Source organism: Pseudoalteromonas neustonica, assembly GCF_001653135.1.
Classification (GTDB): Bacteria; Pseudomonadota; Gammaproteobacteria; order Enterobacterales; family Alteromonadaceae; genus Pseudoalteromonas; species Pseudoalteromonas neustonica.
Map to the genome: position 1 here is coordinate 19,162 of NZ_BDDS01000011.1, position 24,162 is coordinate 43,323.

Below are 24,162 nucleotides of genomic sequence, written 5' to 3' on the forward strand. Positions count from 1 at the left end.
ACACACTGCAAAATCAGGAGAAGTAAGTAATGAGTTTAGTAAGCTATATAGATGCAGCCCAGCAGTATTTTGACGACTTAGTGATCAAAGCCACTGATGATGAGCTTTTTGCCGGTGGTTATTTACGCGGTCACTTTGATTTGGCAGTAGGGTATGCGCAAGTTGAAGAGCTCAACTTAGAAGTGTCAGAACTCAACGAGACGGTCGAAAAAAGCTTAGTAAAAGCGTATCGCAATGGCGAATTAAATGAAGATGACAAAACACTGGTTGTGAGAATTTGGGAAGAAGTAAAAGCGCTCGCATAATTTGTTCTAAGGTAACAGAAATAAAAACGGCAATCTTGCCGTTTTTTTGTGCTTTTTTATAATTCCGTCCCTAAAAACGCATTTTTATGTTTACTTAAAATTTACCTAAAGCGGCATTTACGGTAATGTAGCAAAGTATTAATTCTAGGGAACAAGCGAAATGAATAATAATAATGATGTGGCAATGCCAACAGGTGTTGTTGCTCGATTTTTAAACTTTGTTGAACGGGTGGGTAATAAGCTACCTGATCCGGCAATTATATTTTTGTTTGCCATGTTATTAATTTGGTTTTTATCATGGTGGTTTTCTGGCGTAAGTTTTGACGCCATTGATCCACGTACTGGTGAAGCCATTATAATTAACAACATGCTGGCAAGTGATTCTTTGGCCACTTTTTTATCTTCTATGGTAAAAACGTTTACAGGTTTTGCACCGTTAGGCGTGGTATTAGTGGCTATGCTAGGTGTAGGTGTTGCTGAACATTCAGGTTTCATCAATACTGGCCTTAAGCTAATGCTTAAAGTAACTCCGCAAAAGTTATTAACTCCTTCGATTATCCTAGTTGCTATTGTTAGCCATACAGCAACCGATGCTGGTTATGTATTGGTTATACCATTAGCGGGTGTGATTTTTTACGCTGCAGGACGCCATCCTCTTGCCGGTATTGCAGCCGCATTTGCAGGGGTAAGTGGTGGCTTTGGGGCTAACTTTATTCCATCAGGAATTGATCCACTATTACAAAGCTTTACGCAAAGTGCAGCGCAAATAATTAACCCTACAATGACGGTAAACCCATTAAATAACTGGGCATTTGCATCGGCGTCAAGTTTGTTTATCGTATTAGTAGGCTGGTATATCACTGATAAAATTATCGAACCACGTTTACAAAAAACAAAAGTTGATGGCGCAGAAGAAGACTTACCCGTATTTGAAGATGCGCGCAGTGATGAAAAACGTGCCTTTTTTATTGCAAGTAGCGTGATGATAGCAGGTCTTGCATTGTTAGCGTTTGTTTCAGCACCAGCAGATTCTGCAATGCGCAGCAGTGATGGCTCGCTTACTAATTTTAGTTCGCCTTTAATGCAGTCAATTGTGCCGTTAATCTTTTTACTCTTTTGGATCCCGGGTGCTGTATATGGCTTTACAGTCGGCACGTTTAAAACCACCAAAGACATGATAGATGCTATGAGTAAAGCCATGAATGGCATGGCGTACTATATTGTTATGGCGTTCTTCTGTTCGTTATTTATTGCCGCATTTAGTAAATCAAACTTAGGTGCATTACTGGCTATTGAAGGCGCGCAGCTTTTAAAAGCGATGGAATTACCCAGTGCTGTAACTGTCGTTGGCATCATCTTTTTAACAGGCTTTGTTAACTTATTTGTAGGCTCAAGCTCAGCTAAGTGGGCGCTGCTAGGTCCTGTATTTGTGCCGATGCTAATGCAGTTGGGCATTTCACCCGATCTAACGCAAGCAGCTTATAGGGTTGGAGACTCAAGCTCTAATATCATTACACCGCTTATGCCTTACTTTCCGCTAGTTGTTGTTTACTGCCAAAAGTATGTCAAAGGCACCGGAATCGGCACGCTCATTGCGTTGATGCTGCCATACTCAATCGCCTTTATGATTGGCTGGAGCTTATTTTTACTCGGCTACTGGGCACTTGGTTTACCGCTAGGAATAGACGCAAGTTATGTTTATCCAGCCGTAGCGCCTTAGATATTGGAGTAATCATTTAAAAAATAGCCCCACCATGAGAATGATGGGGCTTTTTTGTTTCATAATTTTAAGATAAGCCATATTCTTCGCTTTTTAATATGGAAAGCGAATGCGTGTCTTTTCTACAATAGTATTAACATTATATAGAGCATGGAGAATAATAAAGAGTGTGACTTGTAAGGTTTTATTTAATTAAGTAGTCACATTAATAAAGGATTAAAATGAATAGGGACGTTAACCTTCATACTAATAAATGAATGGAAGAAATGTTTTTTTGGGGAGAGGGTAAACCCCTTTCTTGGTTTTTAATAAGATACAAGTGAGCAGTGTTGTCCATTAAGTAATATGGAACAACCACAATTTACAATTTACAACTTACCGCTTACCGCTTACCGCTTACCGCTTAAGGCTTAAAACTGACGGTGTAACTTCTCTAAAACTTTATTCTCGCTAACTTCCTTCTACTAACTTTACTTTATTCCAGACACAAAAAAACCTTACCATTTACATGGCAAGGTTTTTTTATTAAAGACGCGTTGCTTATTTAGCTGTGAAGCTTACTGGGCGACGTTCTTTACGAGGGCCGCTGCGTTTATCACCGCGAGGGCCATCAGTGCGCTTTCTGTCACCTGATGGACGCTCAGAGCGTTCGCCACGTGGTTCAGCAGGGCCTTGATCTTGTGTAATTGTTAAGCCCATTGGACGTTTACAAATAAACACTTTTTGGAAATGATCAAGTACATCTTTTGGCATGTTTTGCGGTAATTGAACCGTACTGTGATTATCGTGTAAACGAATATCACCAATAAACTTGCTTGAGATATCAGCTTCGTTAGCGATAGCGCCAACAATGTTCTTAACTTGCACACCATGCTCACGACCTACTTCGATACGGTAAGTATCCATAGGGCCTGCATCACGGCTGTTACGTTCGCGAGGTTTACGCTCAGCGCGTTCACCACCACGCTCGCCGCCACGTTCGTTACGACGTCCGCGGTCACCGCGATCGTTACGTGGGTTGCGGTCGTTACGCTCGTTACGTTCACGAGGTTGAATCTTAACTTCTTCAACTTTAATTGGTGATTGTTGCTGTGCTAAACACAGTAACGCACCCGCTAGGTCTTCAGGAGCAAGTTCAAGTTTTTCAGCCATTTTAATAGCTACTTCATTGAAGAAGGTAATATCTTTGTTTTCAAGTGCGATAGCAAGTTTTGCTTGTAACGCTTCGATACGTTTTTCTTCAACTACTTTAGCTGTAGGCAATTCAACCTGTGCAATATCTGAATTCGTATGACGCATGATATTTTTAAGTAAATAGCGTTCATTGTGTTTTACGAATAAAATTGCTTTACCAGTACGACCAGCACGACCTGTACGACCGATACGGTGAACGTAGGCTTCAGAATCTTGTGGGATATCGTAGTTGATAACAAGGCTTAAACGGTCAACATCTAGACCACGTGCCGCAACGTCTGTTGCGATAACGATGTTCAACATGCCGCTTTTTAAGCGATCTACAGTGCGTTCACGTGCTTGCTGGTTCATATCACCATTAAGCGGAGCTACAGAGAAACCTTCGCGCTCTAATAACTCAGAAAGCTGTACTGTATCGTTACGAGTACGCACGAATACAATAGCGCCTTCATATTGCTCAGCTTCTAAAAAGCGAACAATGGCTTTATTCTTGTGTACGCTTGCATTCCAAAACACTTGCTCAACAGATGATACGGTTGAGTTACGCGCAGAAATATGAACCTGTTCAGGGTTATTCATATATTTGCTGCTGATGTTTTGAATTTGCTTAGGCATAGTCGCAGAGAAAAGACATGTTTGCTTTTCGCGCGGTGTTTTTTCCATGATGTTTTCAACATCATCGATAAAGCCCATACGTAACATTTCATCGGCTTCATCAAGTACCAATGCTTGTAAAGCATCAAACTTGATAGTGCCACGGTTAATATGATCGATTAAGCGACCTGGAGTAGCGACAATAACTTGCGCGCCACGACGAAGTGCACTTAGTTGGATACTGTAGCTCTGGCCACCATAAAGTGCCAATACTTCAATACCACGAACATGTTTAGCATATTGTTCGAATGCCTCAGCTACTTGGATCGCAAGCTCACGGGTTGGTGTGAGTACAAGGATCTGCGGCTGCTTCACAGACGGGTCAATATTATTAAGTAATGGCAGTGCAAATGCTGCGGTTTTACCTGTACCCGTTTGAGCTAGTCCCAGTACGTCCTTTCTTTCTAGCAATAACGGTATACATTGAGCTTGGATTTCAGATGGTGTCTTGTAACCCAACTCTTCAACTGCCTTCAAGATTGCAGGAGAAAGATTTAGAGATTCAAACGTGACTGGTTCTGACATTAATACGCCTCAACGAATTTAAAGAGGCGCGCATTGTATAGGATTTGTGAGGCAAATGCTTGTATAAATTACAACTAATTTATATGTGGTTGATGTTGATTGAAATTTAACCAGTTTGATTTTTAAGCAAGTCAAGCTGGTTAACATATTGGACACACAGTTATTGGTAAAGGCCGAGGTTTTCTTTTGCGTACGCTTCAAATTCTGTAAAGCCCCCAATGTGTTTTTGGTCAACAAATATTTGCGGTACAGTTGGGCAAGGCTTGCCTGCTGATTGCTCTAAGTCAGCTTTGCTAACACCTTCTTTGATTATATCAACATAGCGGTATTTAAAGTCATCGCGCTGGCTTGCTAATTTTTCAGCAACGTCTTTTGCACGAACACAGAATGGGCAGCCTTCACGGCCAAAAATTACAGTTAACATATCGCTCTCCTCGATTTGATTTAAAGTGATACTAATCACTAGATATAAAAATATACAGTGCAAAAAAACGATTGGACAGTTCTATTTTTATGATTTGAGGTTTTATGATTTGAGCAATTATAAGTGAGTCACTCGAGGGCACGCCATGGAGTGACTCACTTATGCTACGTTAAAAGGTTAAGCTAAAACCAATAGACGGGCGCATTTCAAAGTCATCTTCACTTTCTTTTATGATCAAATCATTGGTTGAGGTGATTTTTTGATAATCTAAATCTATGCTGCTGGTGTTTGCTTGGCCGTAGGCGTTCATTAACTCTAAAATTAACACGCCATCTAGGCCCCAGAAGTCCGTTGTGCGCTCAAAGCGTAAATCAAGGCGATGATATACATCAAAACGTTTTGAGAACGGGTCACCGTACTCGGGCAAAAAGCGGCCTTCAAATTCAGGGTTTTCTTTTACACCAATAATAGGGGTGTAAGTTTGACCACTGCGTGCTGTGAAGTTAAAGCCACCTTGCCACTTTTCACTGATTTGATAATTAAACACCATATTGACGACTAAAGGGGTGTCAGCGTAATAGTCTCGGGTGATGTTTTGGCGTTGATCAGTACGCTCACTTTTAGCATAGCTCACAGCGAGCCAGCCATACCATTTATCAGTTTTATTTTTATTAATTAATAAGTCAACACCGTAAGCACGCCCTGTGACATCGTTGCTGTAAAGCGTTGCTGCATCAGGGTAGTTATTTAATGCTAATGGTAAATCGTCCATGGTTTTATAATACCCTTCAACAGACCATGTCCAATCACCCGCAAGTTCTTGTGCAAAACCTAGACTGCCATGTTTTGAGGTTTGCGAACGTAAATTAGGGTTACCATGCTCTGGTAATATGTAGTCAACATCTTGCATACGGTTATAGTGGCCATATTTGGCGTTAATACTGTTACGATCATTAATAAAGTAGGTAAGCGCAAGGCGTGGCATAACAAAATCTTCATCGGTGTAATCATTGCTCTGATACTGTACACCAACTTCACTTTGCCATTGGTCATTGATATCCCAAATATGACTAGCACCAACAAAGTATTTATCAAGCGCGAGGCTGTCTTTCCCCGTGATGCGTTCGCCTTTATTTAAATCACAATCAGGGTCCAGCTCAGTACAAAGATACTGAAAGCCATCGTAACTGTAAGTTGTGTCGTTATCAAAATAAGCAGCATCAAATACAAGTTGCTGAGCTTTATTGATGCGCCAATTTAAGCGGCCTTTATAGGTGATTTGTTTTTCCTGTTCTTCTTCAAAAAAACCATCACTCAAGGTGGCGCGTTTACCGTATTCTAATCGCCCTGAATGATCGAGTGCACCAATACCTAACCGTAAACTAAAGTCTTTATTAAAGTGATCCCACAAAATACTTTGGCTGGTAAATTCGCGAATAAAATCAGCATCTCCTTGATATTCTGGATTTTTTAGTGATAATTCGGCACGCTGATTAAAACCTGCTGCAACTGAATCTTTAGCGCCTGTAAATGATACCGTAAGTGCATTTTTATCATTGATGTCCCAAATCCACTTTCCTTGATAGTCATGATCATCAGGCGCATCGTTGATGGTGACACCACTGAGCTCTCCATCGTCATCTTCAAGCTCTTCACCCTTTGAGAAAAATAGGGGTAAGGTACTTTTTCGCCCTGATAAATAAAATGCGGTGTTTTCTGTTAACTGTCCTTCCATAAAAACACCGGCATTAAACATTGTAAAATCCAGTGTGGTTGTAATCGGTTGGTACTTTGGGTTACGCAGTGTTACGTCAAATACGGCACCAGTGGCATTGCTATAGCTGGAACCGTAGCCTGCAGAGTAAAGCTGGAAATCTTGAATTAAATAACGATTAAAAATAGAGCTGCCAAAATCATGAAAGATATAGCCTGCAGGCATAAAGTCAACTTCAAATAGGTTGTCATCAGGTGATGAACCACGTACAGCTGGCTCACTCATTGAGCCACCCGCAGCAACTACACCTGGTAATGCAAAAACAGCACGTAGCGGGTCGCCCATTGCGCCGGGCATAGTGACTAATTTTTCGGTGTTTTCTGTTATTTCACTGGTGATACTGCTGCGTTTATAGACAACGTCTATATGTTCCATTGTGTCTTTATTTGTTGATGTATTAGTATTTGCCTGCGCTAAAAGTGGCAAACAAAGGGCAAGCGGTGTTAAACGAAAAAGTGTGTGCAGTTGGTTGGCTATCATGTCTCTTCCATGGTTGTGAACAAATGTGATTGCCACGTATGATAGAGATAAAAATCGTATAAATGCTTAGAAAAATGTTGTGAAAATGTACCTAAATGTAGGGAGCTGTTACAAAATGTTTCGTGGTTTATAAAGCATTTATTTTTATGCCAAGTTCACTTGAATACCCCATTGAGCGTGCGGTGATTTGTAACTGTTCGTTGATGATATAATAAGTTGGAAACGCGCTTATTTTATAATTGCTTTGAGTATGGCGATCACCTAATAGAATTGGCATTGTTAAGTTAAGATCTGATACAAAATCAACTACTTCCTGTGGGTTTCTATAATCAAGCGCAATACCAATTGCATTAATATTAGAGTCCTCTGTTACAGATTCTAGATTCGGCATACTGTATCGACAAATAGTACACCATGGTGCAAAGAAATAAACGATGGTGGTTTTGCCTTTTAGCATCGCAATATTGATCCGTTGCTCGCTGTCATTAACTAGGGGTAAATTAAAATACGGGGCAGGGCTGTTGCTTGTCGCGAGTAAATTGCGCTGCTGATATGCTGTAACTGCAAAAAAGACCACAGCAATGATGATTAGGTTGATCATCAAGCTTTTTACTTTTTTCATATTTATCTCTGTGATTAATTTTTCAGTTTATTTTAACCTTGAAAAGTAAACATCGCACCCTTATTAATTTGAGTAGGCAAAAGTAGTTTTGAAAAAATAAAATATTTTTTCAAAATAATCTTGAAAACAATTTTGCCGTCCATATATAGTTTAGTGAGGACGCCTGATGGGTCCCAATTAAACAGAAGTAATTGAAATTTATATTATTAATTAAACTTTGCCTGTGCTTGTTCAATGGAAAAGCACTTGCAAAATATCGCTTAAATATGAGGATATTATTATGCGTACAGTAGATTTATCACCACTTTATCGTTCATTCATCGGCTTTGATCATTTAGCATCTTTAATGGATGCGGCAGCTCGTACTGATAAGCAGCCAAGTTTCCCTCCGTACAATATTGAGGCACTCGATGAAGACAAATATCGTATTACTATGGCCGTTGCTGGTTTTAGTGATAATGAGCTGACTATTGAGTCAGAAAACAACACTTTAAAAGTTGCAGGCATTAAAGACAATAAAGATGAGAGCGCACAGCGCAAGTTTATTCATCAAGGCATTGCTGAGCGTAACTTTGAGCGTAAATTCCAATTGGGTGATCATGTAAAAGTGCTCGGTGCGGACTTAGCTAATGGTTTGTTAAGTATCGACTTACAGCGTGAAATCCCTGAAGCACTTAAGCCTCGTAAGATTGAAATTGGCAGTGGCAACCTGCTAGAAGGTAAATAACCAGCCCTTTGATATTATTTTTCCCCTGATTTAATGTTATTTTTAGCCGCCTCTTTTGAGGCGGTTTTTTGTTTTCTGTGCGTAAAGCTCACCTCCGCGCGCACTTAAGGGTATTAGGTCAGTTGCTACCTTTGCTTTCTAACTTGGCTTGCATATTTTTTAGAACGGCTATTTTATCAATAGCCTCTTTTAACTGCGTTTGTGGGAGTCCATGTTGACGTCCTTTTTCAAGTAGGTTTTCTAGCTTTACTATTTTTTCTTTTGCTGCAATAACAAAACGTTGTTCAAGCCGTGTTTGCTGTTCGTTATGAAAGTCTAAGTAAGCTTGATGATCTAATATGTCACCTTCAAAATTGGCTGCGTTGACGGTTTTCTTTGTTATATTGGGTATATAATGAGGTGTTGTTATAGGCGTTTGTGACTGACGGCTATTGATAGTATTTACTGCCATATGGCTTTTGCTAGTGGAATTTACAACTGTTTGGTTTTTGCTTGGTGCTTTTGAATCAAAACTGATATTTGTGATGGGTAGTGACGGGGTTATATGTGGTGTCGATACAGTAACATCATTGATATATTTATGCTCTGAGAAAAAATTCACGGCTAAAAAAATTAAGCAAATAATGCCACTAATAATAAAAATAATTTTTTTGTTCATAACAGTATTGCATTTTGTTGTTGCCAAGCTAGCCAGTTTTGTTGATAACTGTGCTTTGCTTTTTGTATTGCAATGGCTTTTTTAGCTTGGTATATAACGGTTTCGTCCGCTGAGGTAAAATATTTATAGTGGTGGTTATTGCTCATTATTACCACCCATAAACCGTCAGGTGATCGAATCACGTGGGATAGTTCATCTTCTTTTTGTGTAAAAGCCAACTGTATGACCCAATTACTTTTATTTTTACGGGTTAGCATATTTTGATACTGAGCATAAATATCATGCTGCTTAAAAGATGTTAATGCCTGAGTGAATGAGCTGTTATGTACCGCTTTTCTAAATTTAATCGCATCTTCTCGGCTTGTAAATTCAACTCCGTAAGCAGTAACGTTATTTAGATATTTAAATCTTTTTTTATTTGCTTGGTAGTAAATTTTAATTTCTTCGTCAGATATTTGCTGCTCAAGGCTATCAAGAATAGGGCTTTGTACGTGCATCATGTTTTTAATACCTAGCCAGCTTTGAATTGAAGGGCGTAAAATTTCGCCTTTAGCTAATTCCTGCAAGTGGTCAATATTTATCCGTTTTTTTAAAAGTAGTGGTGTTGCAGCTAAAAGAGCAGCATTAAATTGCCGCTTTTTAAGCACTTCACTTCTAAATAAATTACTATCACCTTGGTGTAGTCTAAAGCGTACTTGCATAGATAGCGGTGTAATAAAATCATAAAGAGTAATAGGGTTTACAAACAGTTTATTTAAACTAGTTCGCTGTAATTTAATTACTTGTTCGGCAGTATATTTACCATCTGCTGGGTAGTTAGCTAATACTTGAATAAGCCATTGGGTAGTGTATTGCGTAAAATTAACCGTTTTTATATTATGCCCAGATAAACTCAGTTGAGAGTTAAATATGTTCATTAAATAGCGCTCAACATGATATTGCGTACTAAAGCCAACCTCTGATTGACGTGCTATCAGTTCAGGCATGTTTTGTTCAGCTTGCTGTAGTAAAAATTGGTTCTCAAATACGCGGGTACGAACCTCTTTGATGCTAATGTTCGTATTATGTTGTTTATATACTTGATGCATAAAGCGAACTTCCGCATTAGTATATTGGTTAAATGATGCCACTGTTAAGGGGCTATAAAGCCCCCCTAATAGTAACAACAAGATTGTAGTCAATCCTTTCATTGGCGAGCTACCATCGCATGATTAAGTAAATGTACGACCATTGCAATAGCATGGGGAATAACCTGTTTTGCTGTATCTAAACGGTCGTAGTGATCTTTTGAATTAAGTACAATACCGCCTTGGGAATAAGAAAATGCTCCTCCTTGTGTTAGTAAAGGTCGAACATCTTGGCTGTTAATATCCAGTGCTGAAAATGTTTGCATTGCTTGTGTGATCAAAGCAGTGTCATTCAGTTTTTCTTGATCGTAGTAGTCTTTTACCCAACTTTCCCAGCTTGAATGATTTAGATCTGATGTTGTCCAGGTATGGTGTGGTTGCAGTAAATCAGTGGTATGGAAAACAAAACCTAATACTTGCGGGTTCCCGCTTTGTAAATAACTTTGATACCAATATTGACCTAAGTTATCAATGGGTTGAAATGGCATTTCTTCAAAATCATCGTACATGCTATAGGTAGAATCGCTGTCGATTCTATAATTGGCTTCAGTCACACCATAGCTATTATATTTTGACGAATCAGCATTAAACCAACCTGTCTCGCCTCCTTTTCCATCGTCAAGGTAGTCACCTTTTAACCACGCTGATGCTAGGTTATCAACAGTGCCCCATACAGTCAGCTTTTGGTAATTATAGCCGCCAAAGTCGTTACCATGTTGATCTGCACCTTGTGTATGATTTTGAAAGTGCCAATAGCTTGTGTATTTAACAATACTTTCAGCTGCTCCCCAGACAGGTGCTTGTACGCATGAACCTGTGACTGCGCCACAAAAAAACGTATCTTCAAAGTCATCTACATCATAGGCGGCTTGACCGAGTACGTCAGCTAGTTGTGTTATGGTCATATTATTTTGCTGAGCATAGCGACTCAACGCCAAAAATTCCGTGCTACTTGGGTGCTGCTGCATATAATTTACGGCATCAATAACAATGCGCTTATGTGTTTCTTGGCTAAACGCTTGAGCTTGGCTAGTACTTAAAAGTAATAGTGCTGTTAAAAGCTGTTTTTTCATCGTGTTCTCATAGTGTTGTGAAGTAATTACTAATATTAAAAAGTAGAGTAGTTACACTATAATGACAAATTAATTAAACATTAAATTAACAACATTACCTATTTTGATACTTTGGTGCTAGGCCTGTTTATCTTTCGAGGTTGAATTTGCAGCAGTGTGTTTGGTTTTTAGGCAAGGCAGAGTCAATGATGTGTGGTTATTCCCCATAGGCGATAACTCAGTATAAATGCCAAACATGCGCTGCCCAAAGGGTTCTTCCTAGGGGTACACGGATGTAGGTAAGGGGCGTGAGCAGGACGCACAAGCTTTGCTCGGTTTTTACTTAGCCCGCTCGATTACAAACCTCGCGCCGCGATTAAATCGCCCCTAGATTGAATAAGTTTCAATCCACAAAGGTCAACAGGCCCTAGAGTTTTTCTATATTAGTTAAGCACCACTGCGCTCTTTTTAAAGTTGCCGATTGTTGAGTTTCGTTTTGCTTTTGCCAATTTTTATAGACCATACCTATGCGTGGGTTACGCGATAAGCGGGCTTCGTGGGTATGCATAAATAGCCAATATAAACTATTAAACGGGCAGGCCGTTTCTTCACTTTTTTGTTTGACGTTATAATGACAACCTTTACAGTAATCACTCATTTTGTTTATGTAGTTTCCGCTCGAAGCATACGGTTTTGTTGCAATTAGCCCACCATCAGCAAACTGGCTCATTCCTCGTGTGTTAGGCATTTCTACCCATTCAATGGCGTCGATATAAATTCCTAAATACCAGTTATCTACGTCATCAGGCTTGATGCCGGTCAATAAACAGAAGTTGCCTGTGATCATCAATCGTTGAATGTGATGCGCATATGCCGTGTCTAAACTTTGATCGATTGCCTGCTTCATGCAGTTCATTTTTGTGTTACCGTGCCAAAAATAATCGGGCAATGCCCGTCTTGCATTTAGTTCGTTTTTAGTCGCGTAGTCTGGCATATTTTGCCAATAAACACCCCTTACGTATTCTCGCCAACCTAAAATCTGCCTAATAAACCCCTCAACTTGCGCCAAGTTAATTTCATTTTTTCGCTTATCAAATTCACTCAACACTTGGTTAATAACGTGCATTGGATGCAACATTTTTGTGTTAAGGGCAAAAGCGATACGACTGTGATAAAGGCTCCATTTGTGTGATGTTTGACACGTCATGGCATCTTGAAACTGACCAAAATGAGGTAAAAGGTGGGTGCAAAAGTAATCTAGTAGTTGTTTTGCTTGATTGCGACTCGTAGGCCATAAAAGAGTTGAAGAGCAATGACCTAGTGTACTTATTTTATGATTATTAATTCGCCGTAAAATAATTTCAATATCATTACTGAATACTTTAGGTTCAGGGATTGTTGCTAAGTCGGCTTTCTTTAATTTATTACGATTGTCTTGATCAAAGTTCCATTGTCCGCCTTGTGGTGCGCCATCTTTCATTAAGATATTAAAGCGTTTGCGCATCATGCGGTAAAAGAACTCCATTTTCACATGTTTATCTTTTTTAAAGTGGGCGCTAATATCACTGTAAGGTAATAGAAAATGTTCGCTATCACAGGCGCTTATTTTCAAAGATATGTGTGATTCTAACTGCTGCATTTGCTGATATAGCCGATATTCATCTGGATACTGATACTGGATTTCCTGGCATTGGTATTGCTCAGCTAAACGCTTTAAAAGAGTTGTAATGGACTCATCATGTTGGGTGTCATCAAGGGTTAAATGCAACACATTTAATTGTGATTTTTTAAGGGCACTGGCAAAGTTTTCCATAGCTGAAAAAAATGCTGCGACTTTTTGTATATGATGCTTTACATAATTAGTCTCTTGTTTTAATTCAGCAATGACATAAAGGTATTGCGCTTGGTTTTCTTCTTTATACCAAGTGTGATTTGCATTGAGCTGGTCGCCAAAAATAAATCGTAATATTTTATATGCCATAAACTTAACCTAAAACACTTTTATACGATTGACCTCTAAAATTGGATCTCATTATGTAAGGCGTGCTGGCCAAAGCGTTCTTCCTAGTCTTTGTTGCTCGGTTTTTACTTAGCCCGCTAGGTTACAAACTTTGCGCCGCGATTAAATCGCCCCCATATCTACGCAGATTGGTATTAACCCCCTGTGAAACGCTGAAGTTTGCATCTTGAGGTTGTTTGTATATAAATGTGGTATAAAAAGAAATTCAAACAAAGGAATGTAATCTGTGATTAATCGTCAGTACCATAGTGAAATATTAAAAATTGCTTTATCTTGCCTGATTACCCTTTGTTACGTGGGGCCTTTACATGCCAACGTTTATAAATGTGAGAACAAAGGGGTCGTGGAATTTAGTCAATTTCCATGCGGGGAAAATGCTGAGTTTATTGTTGTAAAAGAACAAAAAAGCGTACCTACACCAAAAGTTATACTGGAGGCAACGGGGGAATCTGATATTGATAGCTATATTCGTTTGAAACAGATTGACGCGCAGATCCAACAACATCAAGATAAGATCGATACACTTAGCGTTAAAATGAATAAAATAATTGCAGCGTTAGTAAATCAATCTGATGCGCAGCTTAATAACTTATCGGGTGCAAAAAAGGATATTGCAATAGCAAATCAAATGACTAACGCTTCACAACGATTTACTGTGTTAATTGAACGTGAACAGCATGACATTGATCGTTTAGTCAGTGAAAAAAAACATTTAAAAGAAAACCAAAACAGTGATGTTAAAAGTACACAAACGCCACAGAGTAAAGGTATAGATTCATTTATTCGTTTACAGACAATTAAGCGAGAGATGCAAAGGCATCAGGCAAAAATAAATACATATCAAATCAACATGAACCAGCAAATATCAGCGCTTGAGGATGAGGTAAGTGAACAGCCAACGAATATCACGGATGCGACTTATGATGATTCATTATCCAGAAGGATGGAGGCGGTAACATCTAAGTATCATACATTAATAGACGTAGAGCAGCGTCAGATCGATAGACTTCATTCTGAAATGATTAGCTTACAGTAATCACACGGCATCAATTGGTTCGTCATATATATTGCTCAACGCTGTGATGATATTTGCTTTTTAATTGTTTATTGAGAGATACGATACTGGGTTTGATTATTGCAATGCTATGCAATAATTGTTGTTTATCGTGAGTGTTTATCCCATGGATTTCGATTGTGTTTTCTTTACTAGTTTTTGGTTGCTAATTACAGCAACCCTCTTTATAATAGGCGCTATTGTTTAGCTTAGCTTACTTTTGCTAAATATGTATCAAGGACACTTGATGCTAGTTGTCGCGGGATGGAGCAGTCTGGTAGCTCGTCGGGCTCATAACCCGAAGGTCGTCGGTTCAAATCCGGCTCCCGCAACCACAACTTTGAGTAGCGATTTTTTGTTACTGATTTGAAATCGCGCATTCTATGTAATGCGCGTTTTGCGTTTAAGCAGTTGTGCTTATTCAGGTGGCCTTTAGCTACCCGCAACCAAGCTTGGCCCATGGCCACACAGTTTTATGCTTTAGGTGTGACGCCCCGCTTGGTTCGGGGCGTTGTTGTATCTGCACCACTTGGTTTTATACCAAGGAATAAGTTAAGTATTTTAGGGCTATAAGCCCTTTTTTTGTTTGTATGGAGGATTTTCGTGACAAAACTTGAGCAAGATTTATTAACCATGCTTTCACCGTCAGTAGAGATGTTAGGCTTTGAATTACATGGTCTTGAGTTTGTGCAAGCCGGTCGCCATTCTACGCTTAGAGTCTACATTGATCATGAAGCGGGGATTTCAGTCGATAATTGTGCTGACGCAAGTCGTCAAATTAGCGCAATTTTAGACGTCGAAGACCCAATTACAAACGAATATGATTTGGAAGTGTCGTCTCCGGGTGTTGATCGTCTATTATTCAAACAAGACCATTACGAGAAGGCGCAAGGAGAGGAAGTACGCGTACGTACTAAACTTCCACAGGATGGTCGTCGTAATTTTAAAGGCGACTTAGTATCAGTTAGCAGTGATATGATCACACTATCAAGTGATGGTGCTGAGCATCTAATCATGCTGAGCAACGTTGAACGTGCGAACATCATCGCAAAGTTTTAATACGAGTGCGAAGGAATAGGGCAAGCGAGGCATTACCCATGGCAAAAGAGATATTATTGGTTGCTGAAGCCGTTTCCAATGAGAAAGCGGTTCCAAAAGAAAAGATTTTCGAAGCGTTAGAGTTCGCATTAGCGACAGCGACTAAGAAAAAACATATTGGCGAAATTGAAGTTCGTGTAGCAATTGACCGTAAAACGGGTGACTACGACACATTTCGTCGTTGGCAGATTGCTCCAGTACTTGAAGATGGTTCACTTGAAAACCCATACAGCGAAATTACATTAGAAGCTGCACAAGTTGAAGATGAAAATCTACAAATGGGTGACTTTGTTGAAGAGCAAATTGAATCAATCAAGTTTGATCGAATCACAACACAAATGGCCAAACAGGTAATCGTACAAAAAGTACGTGAAGCTGAACGCGCATTAGTAGTTGAAGCATATAAAGATCAAGAAGGCGAGTTAGTAACGGGTGTTGTAAAAAAAGCAACGCGTGATGCAATCGTGCTTGATTTAGGTAATAATGCAGAAGCGGTAATTTACCGTGATGACATGTTACCTCGTGAAAACTTCCGTCCAGGCGATCGTATTCGTGGTCTACTTTACGAAGTAAAACCAGAAGCACGCGGCGCACAGTTATTTGTAACGCGCTCTAAGCCTGAAATGCTGATGGAGTTGTTCCGCATTGAGGTGCCAGAAATTGGCGAAGAGATGATTGAATTACGTGCCGCTGCACGTGATCCAGGTTCACGTGCTAAAATCGCTGTAAAATCTAACGACAAACGTATTGATCCAATTGGTGCGTGTGTTGGTATGCGTGGCGCACGTGTACAAGCTGTGTCTACAGAGCTTGGTGGTGAACGTGTTGATATCGTACTATATGACGATAATCCAGCACAGTTTGTTATCAATGCAATGTCACCGGCTGAAGTTGCATCTATCGTAATGGATGAAGATACGCATTCTATGGATATCGCTGTTGAAGCTGATAACCTAGCACAAGCAATTGGTCGTAACGGTCAAAACGTTCGTCTTGCTAGCCAGTTAACTGGTTGGGAATTAAACGTAATGACAGTTGAAGACATGCGTACTAAGAACGAAGCTGAGTCAGACAAGCTAATTAACTTATTTACACAAAACCTTGATATCGATGATGATTTTGCGTCATTGCTTATTAATGAAGGTTTCTCAACACTTGAAGAAGTAGCCTATGTACCAGCTGCTGAGTTTTTAGAAATTGATGGTTTAGATGAAGAAATGGTTGATTTACTTCGTTCGCGTGCAAAAGATGCATTAACAACGAAAGCATTGAAAACAGAAGAAAGCCTTGAAGGTGCAGAGCCTGCTGAAGATTTATTAGCACTTGAAGGGTTAGAACGTCACCTAGCGTTTGTTATGGCAAGCAAAGGGGTTGTTACGTTAGAAGATTTAGCAGAGCAAGGTATTGACGAATTAGTAGATATTACAGAGCTTTCTTCTGAGAAAGCGGGTGAGCTAATTATGGCTGCACGTAATATTTGTTGGTTCGCAGACGAGTAATTTATTAACGGAGGTATTAGAGACTATGGCAGAAGTAAATGTTGAAAAACTAGCCGGGGATATTGGTACAACTGTTGATAAATTACTTCAACAACTATCGCAAGCCGGTATCACTAAGCAAGCAGGTGATAATGTAACTGAAGCTGAAAAAGCAACGTTACTTGATCACTTAAGCAAGCAACATGGCGGCACAGGCTCAGATGGCCCTGCACGTATGACTTTACAACGTAAGAGCAAAAGCACACTGAGTGTAACTGGCTCTACAGGTCAAGCAAAGTCTGTACAGGTTGAGGTTCGCAAAACCCGTACTTACGTGAAGAAAAGCGCTATTGAGCAAGAGCAAGAACAAGCACGTATAGCAGCTGAAGAAGCCGCTCGTCGTGAAGTTGAGCAAAAGGCAGCGCAAGAAGCTGCTGAGCTTAAAGCAAAACAAGATGCAGAGCGTAAAGCCAAAGAAGAGGCTGACCGTAAAGCAAAAGAGGAAGCTAAACGTAAAGCAGATGCTGAACGTGCAGCAAAACAGAAGCAGATGACCCCAGAGCAAAGCGCTAAGTCAGAGAAAGATCGCGTTGAAGCTGAGCGTCTGCAAAAAGAAGCAGAAGAGGCCGCATTGAAGAAAGCTGAAGAAGAAGCGAAACGTCAAGCAGAAGAAGCAAGAAAGCTAGCTGAAGAAAACTCAGCACGCTGGAAGAAAGAAGAAGAAGAACGTAAGAAACGCGAAGAGACAGCGGATCACCATCTTACGACTTCAACTTACGCACGTGAAGCAGAAGATGTTGCCGATGCTCGTGATGAGCAAGGTACACGCCGTGCGAAGAAAAAGAAAAAAGCCCCAGCGAAAGAGAAGTTTTCTCCTTCGAGAGGCAAAAAAGGTAAGCTAAAAGCACCAGCATCATTACAGCACGGTTTCCAAAAACCAACTGTTGATGTTAAAAACGAAGTGCGTATTAGTGAAACAATTACAGTCGCTGAGCTTGCATCACGCATGGCAGTTAAAGGCGCTGAAGTTGTTAAAACAATGATGAAAATGGGTGACATGGTTACCATTAACCAAGTGATTGACCAAGAAGCTGCACAGTTAGTTGCAGAAGAAATGGGTCACAAGGTTATCATTGTTAAAGAAAATGAATTAGAGCAAACAGTACTAAATGACCGCCATGAAGATGGTAAGTCTGAGCCTCGTGCTCCAGTAGTAACTGTAATGGGTCATGTTGACCATGGTAAAACATCAACACTTGATTACATTCGCTCAGCGAAAGTGGCATCAGGTGAAGCGGGTGGTATCACACAGCATATTGGTGCTTATCATGTTGATGTTAATGGCAACATGATCACGTTCTTAGATACTCCAGGTCACGCGGCGTTTACATCAATGCGTGCTCGTGGTGCTAAAGCGACTGATATTGTAATCTTAGTGGTAGCAGCAGATGATGGTGTAATGCCACAGACTAAAGAAGCAGTACAGCATGCGCGTGCAGCTGGCGTTCCTTTAATCATTGCTGTTAACAAAATGGATAAAGAAGGCGTAGACCCAGATCGCGTTAAGAATGAGCTTGCTCAACTAGACGTTATTCCTGAAGAGTGGGGCGGTGATACACAGTACGTGCATATTTCTGCTAAAACTGGTTTAGGTATTGATGAGCTTCTAGAAGCGGTATTAAACCAATCTGAACTACTTGAGCTTACAGCCCCAAGTGTTGGTATGGCGGCTGGTGTTGTTATTGAATCTCGTCTTGATAAAGGCCGTGGTCCAGTTGCATCTGTACTTGTTCAATCAGGTACGCTTAATCAAGGTGACATTGTATTATGTGGTCTTGAGTATGGTCGTGTTCGTGCAATGCGCGATGAGAACGGTAAAGACATTCGCTCTGCAGGTCCTTCTATCCCAGTTGAAATCCTAGGTTTATCAGGCATTCCAGCTGCTGGTGATGAAGCAACTGTTGTTAAAGATGAGCGTAAAGCGCGTGAAGTTGCACTTTACCGTCAAGGTAAATTCCGTGATGTTAAGTTAGCGCGTCAGCAAAAAGCGAAGCTTGAAAACATGTTTACTAACATGACTGAAGGCGATGTGTCTGAAGTTAATGTAGTACTTAAAGCAGACGTTCAGGGTTCTATCGAAGCGATTTCTGATTCATTGACTAGATTGTCAACAGATGAAGTTAAAGTGAAGATTGTTGGTTCTGGTGTTGGTGGTATCACTGAGACAGATGCAACACTTGCTGCAGCATCTAACGCAATCGTGGTTGGCTTTAACGTTCGTGCTGATGCATCTGCTCGTAAAGTGATTGAGACTGAAAACTTAGATTTACGTTATTACAGCGTGATCTACAGCTTGATTGACGAAGTTAAACAAGCCATGTCTGGCATGTTAGCACCTGAGTTCAAGCAAGAGATCATTGGTCTTGCTCAAGTACGTGACGTATTTAAGTCACCAAAAATTGGCGCTATCGCTGGTTGTATGGTTACTGAAGGTACGATTAAGCGTAGCGCGCCAATTCGTGTATTACGTGAAAACGTGGTTATCTACGAAGGTGAGCTTGAGTCACTGCGTCGCTTTAAAGACGATGTTGCTGATGTTCGTAACGGCATGGAATGTGGTATCGGCGTTAAGAACTACAACGACGTTCGCGTTGGTGACCAAATCGAAGTATTCGAGACAGTTGAAGTACAACGTACTCTTTAATTGCTCGTAAGCTAAGATTATAAATGGGGGCTTAGCCCCCATTTGTGTATCCATTATTTAAATAACTTATTTATATTTCTCAATGAGTTATAATTTTAGAGTAAAGTATAATGAGAGAATTTTCTCGTACTGATCGTGTTGCTCAGCAAATTCAAAAAGAAATTGCTGTTATATTGCAACGTGAAATAAAAGATCCACGCTTAGGCATGGTGACAGTGTCGGCTGTAGAAGTATCACGCGACTTGTCTTACGCTAAAGTATTCATTACTGTTTTTAATATAGAAGATGAAAATGCAGCGAAGCAAAGTGCTAACGTATTAAACGAAGCAACAGGATACATCCGCTCATTATTGGGTAAACGTATTCGCGCCCGTATTATGCCGGAGCTGAAGTTTGTAGTTGATAACTCACTGATGGAAGGCATGCGCATTTCTAACTTAGTGGATTCAATCATTCGTGAAGACAATGCTAAGCATGTAGATGACGAAGCTGATAGCGTTGATGACGTTAATCAAGTAGATGACGAAACAGATAGCGAAGAAGGCACAAATACAGATGGCAAAGCGCAGTAAAGGCCGTCCTGTTGACGGTATCTTGTTGTTAAACAAACCACACGGTATTTCATCAAATAAAGCATTACAGCAAGCTAAGGGTGCTTATTTTGCACAAAAAGCGGGGCACACAGGTGCTCTTGACCCGCTTGCAACGGGTATGCTGCCGATCTGCTTTGGTGAGGCTACCAAGTTCACGCAGTTTTTACTTGATACTGACAAAACCTATGTTGTGCGCGCCAAATTAGGCGAGCGTACTACAACGTCTGATTCTGATGGTGAAATTGTCAGTACCAAAGATGTCAATGTGACGCTTGAGCAACTGATAAAAGAAATTGCCGCATTTGTTGGCGAGTCTGATCAATACCCGTCAATGTACTCAGCACTTAAGTATCAAGGGCGACCTTTATATAAGTATGCGCGTGAAGGGATTGAAGTACCTCGTAAATGCAGAAAAATAAATGTGTTTAGCTTAACGTTCGATGAATTTGATGAACAGCGCAATGAAATTCAAATGACGGCCCACGTCTCAAAAGGGACGTATATTCGTACCATCGTAGACGATCTAGGTGAAAATTTAGGCTGTGGAGCACATGTTATTATGCTACACAGAACCGCTGTTGGTCAGTACCCGGCAGATAAAATGGTCTCCTTGGATGAAGTTGAAGCGCTACTTGCAAAAGCGAAAAGTGAAGAAATTGTTCTTTCAACTTATTTAGATGCGTTGCTATTACCAATTGATACTGCGTTAGTTGATTTACCGGTTGTTGAAATAACGAAAGCGCAAGGCTCTGTGTTTAGTCACGGGCAGGCGGTCGAATTACCAATAGCGTTACCTGATGGTTCAATTAAGGTATTGGCTGATGGTGTTTTCATCGGTACAGGCGAAGCGAATGCTAATGGTCACTTAAAAGTGAAGCGTGGACTTGCCAGTCAGCAAGATGATTACGTAAAACCTGAATAGCTAAAGTTGTTATTTAAAGCTGGCTATTAGCCATAGATGGGGATAATTAACTTGTAGTTATCCCCATACTTGGTAGAATACGCCCGCTTAATCGTTTTGGCTGAATTAGTGATCGGCTAAGACACCTTTTAAATTTTATTTTTGGAGTTATTATGTCACTAAGTAATCAAGAAAAGATCGATATCATTGCAAAATTCGCACGCGCTGAAGGCGACACTGGTTCACCTGAAGTACAAGTTGCACTTTTAACTTTTGATATCAACAAGCTTCAAGGTCACTTTGCTGATCACAAGCATGACTTCCACTCACGTCGTGGTCTGCTTCGTAAAGTAAGCACTCGCCGTAAACTGCTTGATTACCTTAAAGGTAAAGACATTGCACGTTATACTGCGTTAATCCAAGAACTTGGCCTACGTCGCTAAGAACTAGATTACATAGAAAGGAGCTTTTTAGCTCCTTTTTTTGTGCCTAAAATTTGTCAAATATTTTGCTGCTTTTATCCTAAAACGCTTGAAAAGTAAGTTGAAATCCCCATCATAACTTCTGGACTATACGTGTAAGTAAAGTGACATCAAGAGTCTGTATTATCTAGTCGCTAGACTCGCATTTTTATGTGGCTTTGGTATATACTACGCGCGTAGATAAAAAGGTTTGTCTACGCTTATTCGCATCATTGCCAATTGTAGTACTTAATTGATTTCCAACTGAATACAATTATGTACTGTAATTGGTACTTTGATGAAAACTTATTAGAACACATTTAAGGAACATTTTAAGTGCAAGCAATTATTAAAGAATTCCAACTAGGTCAGCACACAGTGACCATCGAAACAGGTGCTATCGCACGTCAAGCTGACGGCGCAGTACTAGCAAGCATTGGTGATACATCAGTTTTAGTAACTGTTGTTGGTAAGCGTGAAGCGCAACCTGGCCAAGACTTTTTCCCGCTAACAGTTAACTACCAAGAGCGTATGTACGCTGCTGGTCGTATCCCTGGTGGTTTCTTAAAGCGTGAAGGTCGTCCTAACGACGGTGAAACACTTATTGCACGTCTTATTGACCGTCCAATTCGTCCACTTTTCCCAAGCGGTTTCGTAAACGAAGTACAAGTTATTGCTACTGTTGTTTCTGTTAACCCTGAAATCCAACCTGATATGGTTGCGATGATTGGTACTTCAGCGGCGTTAGCTATTTCAGGTATCCCATTCAGTGGTCCAATTGGTGCTGCTCGCGTTGGTTATATCAACGGTGAATATGTACTTAACCCTACATTAAAAGAGCTTGAAGAAAGCCAACTTGATTTAGTGGTAGCAGGTACTGATAAAGCGGTACTTATGGTTGAGTCAGAAGCTAACGTACTTGCAGAAGACGTAATGCTTGGTGCTGTTGTATATGGTCATGAGCAATCTCAAGCGATCATTACTGCAATTGAAGAGTTTAAAGCACAAGCAGGTAAGCCTACATGGGATTGGACTGCACCTGCGAAAAACGTAGCGCTTGAAGATAAAGTAGCCGCTATTGCAGCTGAGAAAGTAGGCGAAGCTTACCGCATCACTGATAAAGTTGCTCGTAAAGAAGCACTTGGCGTAGCTAAAGATGAAGTTGTTGCAGTATTAACAGCTGAACTTGCTGAAGGCGAGTCTCTAGACAAGCAAGAAGTTGGTAAAGTATTCGGTTCATTAGAGAAGAAAATCGTTCGTGGCCGTATCGCTTCTGGCGAGAAACGTATTGATGGTCGTGAACCAGATATGATCCGTGCACTAGACGTAATGACTGGCGTATTGCCACGTACTCACGGCTCTGCAATCTTTACGCGCGGTGAAACTCAAGCACTTGTTACAGCTACACTTGGTACAGAGCGTGATTCACAGTTAATCGACGATTTAACTGGCACGCACAAAAACCACTTTATGCTTAACTATAACTTCCCTCCGTTCTGCGTAGGTGAAACTGGTTTTGTTGGTTCTCCTAAGCGTCGCGAAATCGGCCATGGTAACCTAGCTAAGCGTGGTATTGCAGCTGTAATGCCAACATTGACTGAGTTCCCTTACTCAATCCGTGTTGTATCTGAGATCACTGAATCAAATGGTTCATCTTCAATGGCCTCTGTATGTGGTACTTCACTTGCACTTATGAATGCAGGTGTACCAATCAAAGCTTCTGTTGCGGGTATCGCGATGGGCCTAGTTAAAGAAGATGAGAAGTTCGTTGTTCTTTCTGACATCTTAGGTGATGAAGATCACTTAGGTGACATGGACTTTAAAGTGGCGGGTACTGCTGCAGGTATCACTGCACTACAGATGGATATCAAAATTGAAGGTATCACACAAGAAATCATGCAAATTGCGCTTAAACAAGCAAAAGCTGCACGTTTACACATTCTAGGTGTGATGGACGAAGCAATCTCTGCACCGTCTGAAGAACTTTCAATGTTTGCTCCACGTATCTACACAATGAAGATACCACAGAAGAAAATTGCTGAAGTTATCGGTAAAGGCGGCGCAACTATTCGTCAACTTACTGAAGAAACAGGTACTACGATTGAAATCGGTGATGATGGCACAATCAAAATTGCAGCAACTGACGGCGAAAGCGCAGCAAATGCAATTAGCCGCATTGAGCAATTAACAGCTGAGCTTGAAGTAGGTACTATCTACGAAGGTAAAGTTGTACGTATCGTTGATTTCGGTGCGTTCGTAAACATTCTTCCTGGTAAAGATGGTCTAGTACATATTTCTCAAATTAGTACTGAGCGCGTAAATAACGTTGCTGATCACCTTTCTGAGGGTCAAGAAGTTAAAGTTAAAGTACTAGAAGTAGATCGCCAAGGTCGCGTACGTCTAAGTATCAAAGAAGCAATGGAATCAGCAGCACCTGCAGCTGACGCACCTACTGACGCTTAATTGTTGATATTTAATCCAGATATTCTCTGGATAGCATAAAAAAGGGGCTGTATAGCCTCTTTTTTTATGCTTTAATGAAACCTCTTTGGATAGCACTTGTCTTATCTGTTTGCTACTTATCTAGGTAT

General features: G+C 40.4%; 19 protein-coding genes and 1 tRNA gene. 12 read left to right on the forward strand and 8 right to left on the reverse strand.

Annotation, left to right across the window (positions count from 1 at the left end; translation table 11 throughout):
- Window positions 1-29 precede the first annotated feature (29 nt).
- Window positions 30-305, forward strand: a complete 276-nt coding sequence (locus A7967_RS15060; protein ID WP_054206036.1) for a YfcL family protein — start codon at window positions 30-32, stop codon at window positions 303-305.
- Window positions 306-465: 160 nt separating this feature from the next.
- A complete protein-coding gene (locus A7967_RS15065; RefSeq protein WP_054455213.1) occupies window positions 466-2,025 on the forward strand; it encodes an AbgT family transporter in 1,560 nt (519 codons plus the stop codon).
- Between the two features lie 540 nt (window positions 2,026-2,565).
- Here A7967_RS15065 and A7967_RS15070 read toward each other — a convergent pair.
- The 4 genes from A7967_RS15070 to A7967_RS15085 form a co-directional block, all read right to left on the reverse strand.
- Entirely contained in the window at window positions 2,566-4,398 is a 1,833-nt protein-coding gene (locus A7967_RS15070; RefSeq protein ID WP_054206034.1) for a DEAD/DEAH box helicase, read from the reverse strand.
- A 160-nt stretch (window positions 4,399-4,558) separates the two neighbouring features.
- Window positions 4,559-4,822, reverse strand: a complete 264-nt coding sequence (locus A7967_RS15075; RefSeq protein ID WP_054206033.1) for a GrxA family glutaredoxin — start codon at window positions 4,820-4,822, stop codon at window positions 4,559-4,561.
- A 169-nt stretch (window positions 4,823-4,991) separates the two neighbouring features.
- The gene (locus A7967_RS15080) at window positions 4,992-7,076 is read right to left on the reverse strand and encodes a TonB-dependent receptor plug domain-containing protein (protein ID WP_211842133.1); all 2,085 of its coding nucleotides are present in this window, start codon (window positions 7,074-7,076) and stop codon (window positions 4,992-4,994) included.
- 127 nt (window positions 7,077-7,203) lie between these two features.
- Window positions 7,204-7,698 carry a TlpA family protein disulfide reductase gene (locus tag A7967_RS15085; RefSeq protein WP_064435832.1) on the reverse strand — a complete coding sequence of 165 codons (495 nt, stop codon included), beginning with the start codon at window positions 7,696-7,698 and terminating at the stop codon, window positions 7,204-7,206.
- Between the two features lie 280 nt (window positions 7,699-7,978).
- Here A7967_RS15085 and A7967_RS15090 point away from each other — a divergent pair, with 280 nt between their 5' ends.
- Complete coding sequence (locus A7967_RS15090) at window positions 7,979-8,425, forward strand: Hsp20 family protein (protein WP_054206031.1); 447 nt, start codon at window positions 7,979-7,981, stop codon at window positions 8,423-8,425.
- A gap of 118 nt (window positions 8,426-8,543) precedes the next feature.
- On the opposite strand, the gene A7967_RS15095 is transcribed toward A7967_RS15090, so the two are convergent.
- The 4 genes from A7967_RS15095 to A7967_RS15110 all read right to left on the reverse strand — a co-directional run bounded on the left by A7967_RS15095 (window position 8,544) and on the right by A7967_RS15110 (window position 13,243).
- Window positions 8,544-9,083: a hypothetical protein gene (locus A7967_RS15095; protein ID WP_064435833.1), complete on the reverse strand. Its 540-nt coding sequence runs from the start codon at window positions 9,081-9,083 to the stop codon at window positions 8,544-8,546.
- Window positions 9,080-10,273, reverse strand: coding sequence for a peptidylprolyl isomerase (locus A7967_RS15100; protein WP_064435834.1), 1,194 nt, complete (start codon window positions 10,271-10,273; stop codon window positions 9,080-9,082). Before A7967_RS15100 ends, A7967_RS15095 begins: the two co-directional genes overlap by 4 nt.
- Window positions 10,270-11,283 (reverse strand): phospholipase, encoded by a 1,014-nt coding sequence (locus A7967_RS15105; protein WP_054455203.1) that lies wholly within the window; start codon window positions 11,281-11,283, stop codon window positions 10,270-10,272. Before A7967_RS15105 ends, A7967_RS15100 begins: the two co-directional genes overlap by 4 nt.
- A 406-nt stretch (window positions 11,284-11,689) precedes the next feature.
- Window positions 11,690-13,243: a cryptochrome/photolyase family protein gene (locus A7967_RS15110; protein WP_064435835.1), complete on the reverse strand. Its 1,554-nt coding sequence runs from the start codon at window positions 13,241-13,243 to the stop codon at window positions 11,690-11,692.
- A gap of 382 nt (window positions 13,244-13,625) precedes the next feature.
- Between A7967_RS15110 and A7967_RS15115 the strand changes: the two genes are divergently transcribed.
- From A7967_RS15115 to pnp, 9 genes are all read left to right on the forward strand, one after another.
- The gene (locus tag A7967_RS15115) at window positions 13,626-14,318 is read left to right on the forward strand and encodes a hypothetical protein (protein WP_152960629.1); all 693 of its coding nucleotides are present in this window, start codon (window positions 13,626-13,628) and stop codon (window positions 14,316-14,318) included.
- A 276-nt stretch (window positions 14,319-14,594) separates the two neighbouring features.
- Window positions 14,595-14,671, forward strand: a tRNA-Met gene (locus A7967_RS15120).
- A 268-nt stretch (window positions 14,672-14,939) separates the two neighbouring features.
- Entirely contained in the window at window positions 14,940-15,395 is a 456-nt protein-coding gene (rimP, locus tag A7967_RS15125; RefSeq protein ID WP_054206025.1) for a ribosome maturation factor RimP, read from the forward strand.
- Window positions 15,396-15,433: 38 nt separating this feature from the next.
- Entirely contained in the window at window positions 15,434-16,933 is a 1,500-nt protein-coding gene (gene nusA / locus A7967_RS15130; RefSeq protein ID WP_054206024.1) for a transcription termination factor NusA, read from the forward strand.
- 25 nt (window positions 16,934-16,958) lie between these two features.
- Window positions 16,959-19,616 carry a translation initiation factor IF-2 gene (gene infB, locus A7967_RS15135; RefSeq protein ID WP_054206023.1) on the forward strand — a complete coding sequence of 886 codons (2,658 nt, stop codon included), beginning with the start codon at window positions 16,959-16,961 and terminating at the stop codon, window positions 19,614-19,616.
- Between the two features lie 110 nt (window positions 19,617-19,726).
- Window positions 19,727-20,188, forward strand: a complete 462-nt coding sequence (gene rbfA, locus A7967_RS15140) for a 30S ribosome-binding factor RbfA (protein WP_054206022.1) — start codon at window positions 19,727-19,729, stop codon at window positions 20,186-20,188.
- Window positions 20,172-21,131 carry a tRNA pseudouridine(55) synthase TruB gene (truB, locus tag A7967_RS15145; RefSeq protein ID WP_064435836.1) on the forward strand — a complete coding sequence of 320 codons (960 nt, stop codon included), beginning with the start codon at window positions 20,172-20,174 and terminating at the stop codon, window positions 21,129-21,131. The genes rbfA and truB overlap by 17 nt, the downstream gene beginning before the upstream one ends.
- Window positions 21,132-21,283: 152 nt before the next feature.
- Window positions 21,284-21,553 (forward strand): 30S ribosomal protein S15, encoded by a 270-nt coding sequence (gene rpsO, locus A7967_RS15150; protein WP_016707659.1) that lies wholly within the window; start codon window positions 21,284-21,286, stop codon window positions 21,551-21,553.
- Window positions 21,554-21,907: 354 nt separating this feature from the next.
- The gene (gene pnp / locus A7967_RS15155) at window positions 21,908-24,034 is read left to right on the forward strand and encodes a polyribonucleotide nucleotidyltransferase (RefSeq protein ID WP_054206020.1); all 2,127 of its coding nucleotides are present in this window, start codon (window positions 21,908-21,910) and stop codon (window positions 24,032-24,034) included.
- Window positions 24,035-24,162 lie beyond the last annotated feature (128 nt).

What these genes read in the sequence shown, in the direction of transcription:
- A7967_RS15060 (WP_054206036.1), top strand. Translation starts at nt 30, where the DNA reads ATGAGTTTAGTAAGCTATATAGATGCAGCCCAGCAGTATTTTGACGAC.
- A7967_RS15065 (WP_054455213.1), top strand. Translation starts at nt 466, where the DNA reads ATGAATAATAATAATGATGTGGCAATGCCAACAGGTGTTGTTGCTCGA.
- A7967_RS15070 (WP_054206034.1), bottom strand. Translation starts at nt 4,398, where the DNA reads ATGTCAGAACCAGTCACGTTTGAATCTCTAAATCTTTCTCCTGCAATC.
- A7967_RS15075 (WP_054206033.1), bottom strand. Translation starts at nt 4,822, where the DNA reads ATGTTAACTGTAATTTTTGGCCGTGAAGGCTGCCCATTCTGTGTTCGT.
- A7967_RS15080 (WP_211842133.1), bottom strand. Translation starts at nt 7,076, where the DNA reads ATGATAGCCAACCAACTGCACACACTTTTTCGTTTAACACCGCTTGCC.
- A7967_RS15085 (WP_064435832.1), bottom strand. Translation starts at nt 7,698, where the DNA reads ATGAAAAAAGTAAAAAGCTTGATGATCAACCTAATCATCATTGCTGTG.
- A7967_RS15090 (WP_054206031.1), top strand. Translation starts at nt 7,979, where the DNA reads ATGCGTACAGTAGATTTATCACCACTTTATCGTTCATTCATCGGCTTT.
- A7967_RS15095 (WP_064435833.1), bottom strand. Translation starts at nt 9,083, where the DNA reads ATGAACAAAAAAATTATTTTTATTATTAGTGGCATTATTTGCTTAATT.
- A7967_RS15100 (WP_064435834.1), bottom strand. Translation starts at nt 10,273, where the DNA reads ATGAAAGGATTGACTACAATCTTGTTGTTACTATTAGGGGGGCTTTAT.
- A7967_RS15105 (WP_054455203.1), bottom strand. Translation starts at nt 11,283, where the DNA reads ATGAAAAAACAGCTTTTAACAGCACTATTACTTTTAAGTACTAGCCAA.
- A7967_RS15110 (WP_064435835.1), bottom strand. Translation starts at nt 13,243, where the DNA reads ATGGCATATAAAATATTACGATTTATTTTTGGCGACCAGCTCAATGCA.
- nusA (WP_054206024.1), top strand. Translation starts at nt 15,434, where the DNA reads ATGGCAAAAGAGATATTATTGGTTGCTGAAGCCGTTTCCAATGAGAAA.
- infB (WP_054206023.1), top strand. Translation starts at nt 16,959, where the DNA reads ATGGCAGAAGTAAATGTTGAAAAACTAGCCGGGGATATTGGTACAACT.
- rbfA (WP_054206022.1), top strand. Translation starts at nt 19,727, where the DNA reads ATGAGAGAATTTTCTCGTACTGATCGTGTTGCTCAGCAAATTCAAAAA.
- truB (WP_064435836.1), top strand. Translation starts at nt 20,172, where the DNA reads ATGGCAAAGCGCAGTAAAGGCCGTCCTGTTGACGGTATCTTGTTGTTA.
- rpsO (WP_016707659.1), top strand. Translation starts at nt 21,284, where the DNA reads ATGTCACTAAGTAATCAAGAAAAGATCGATATCATTGCAAAATTCGCA.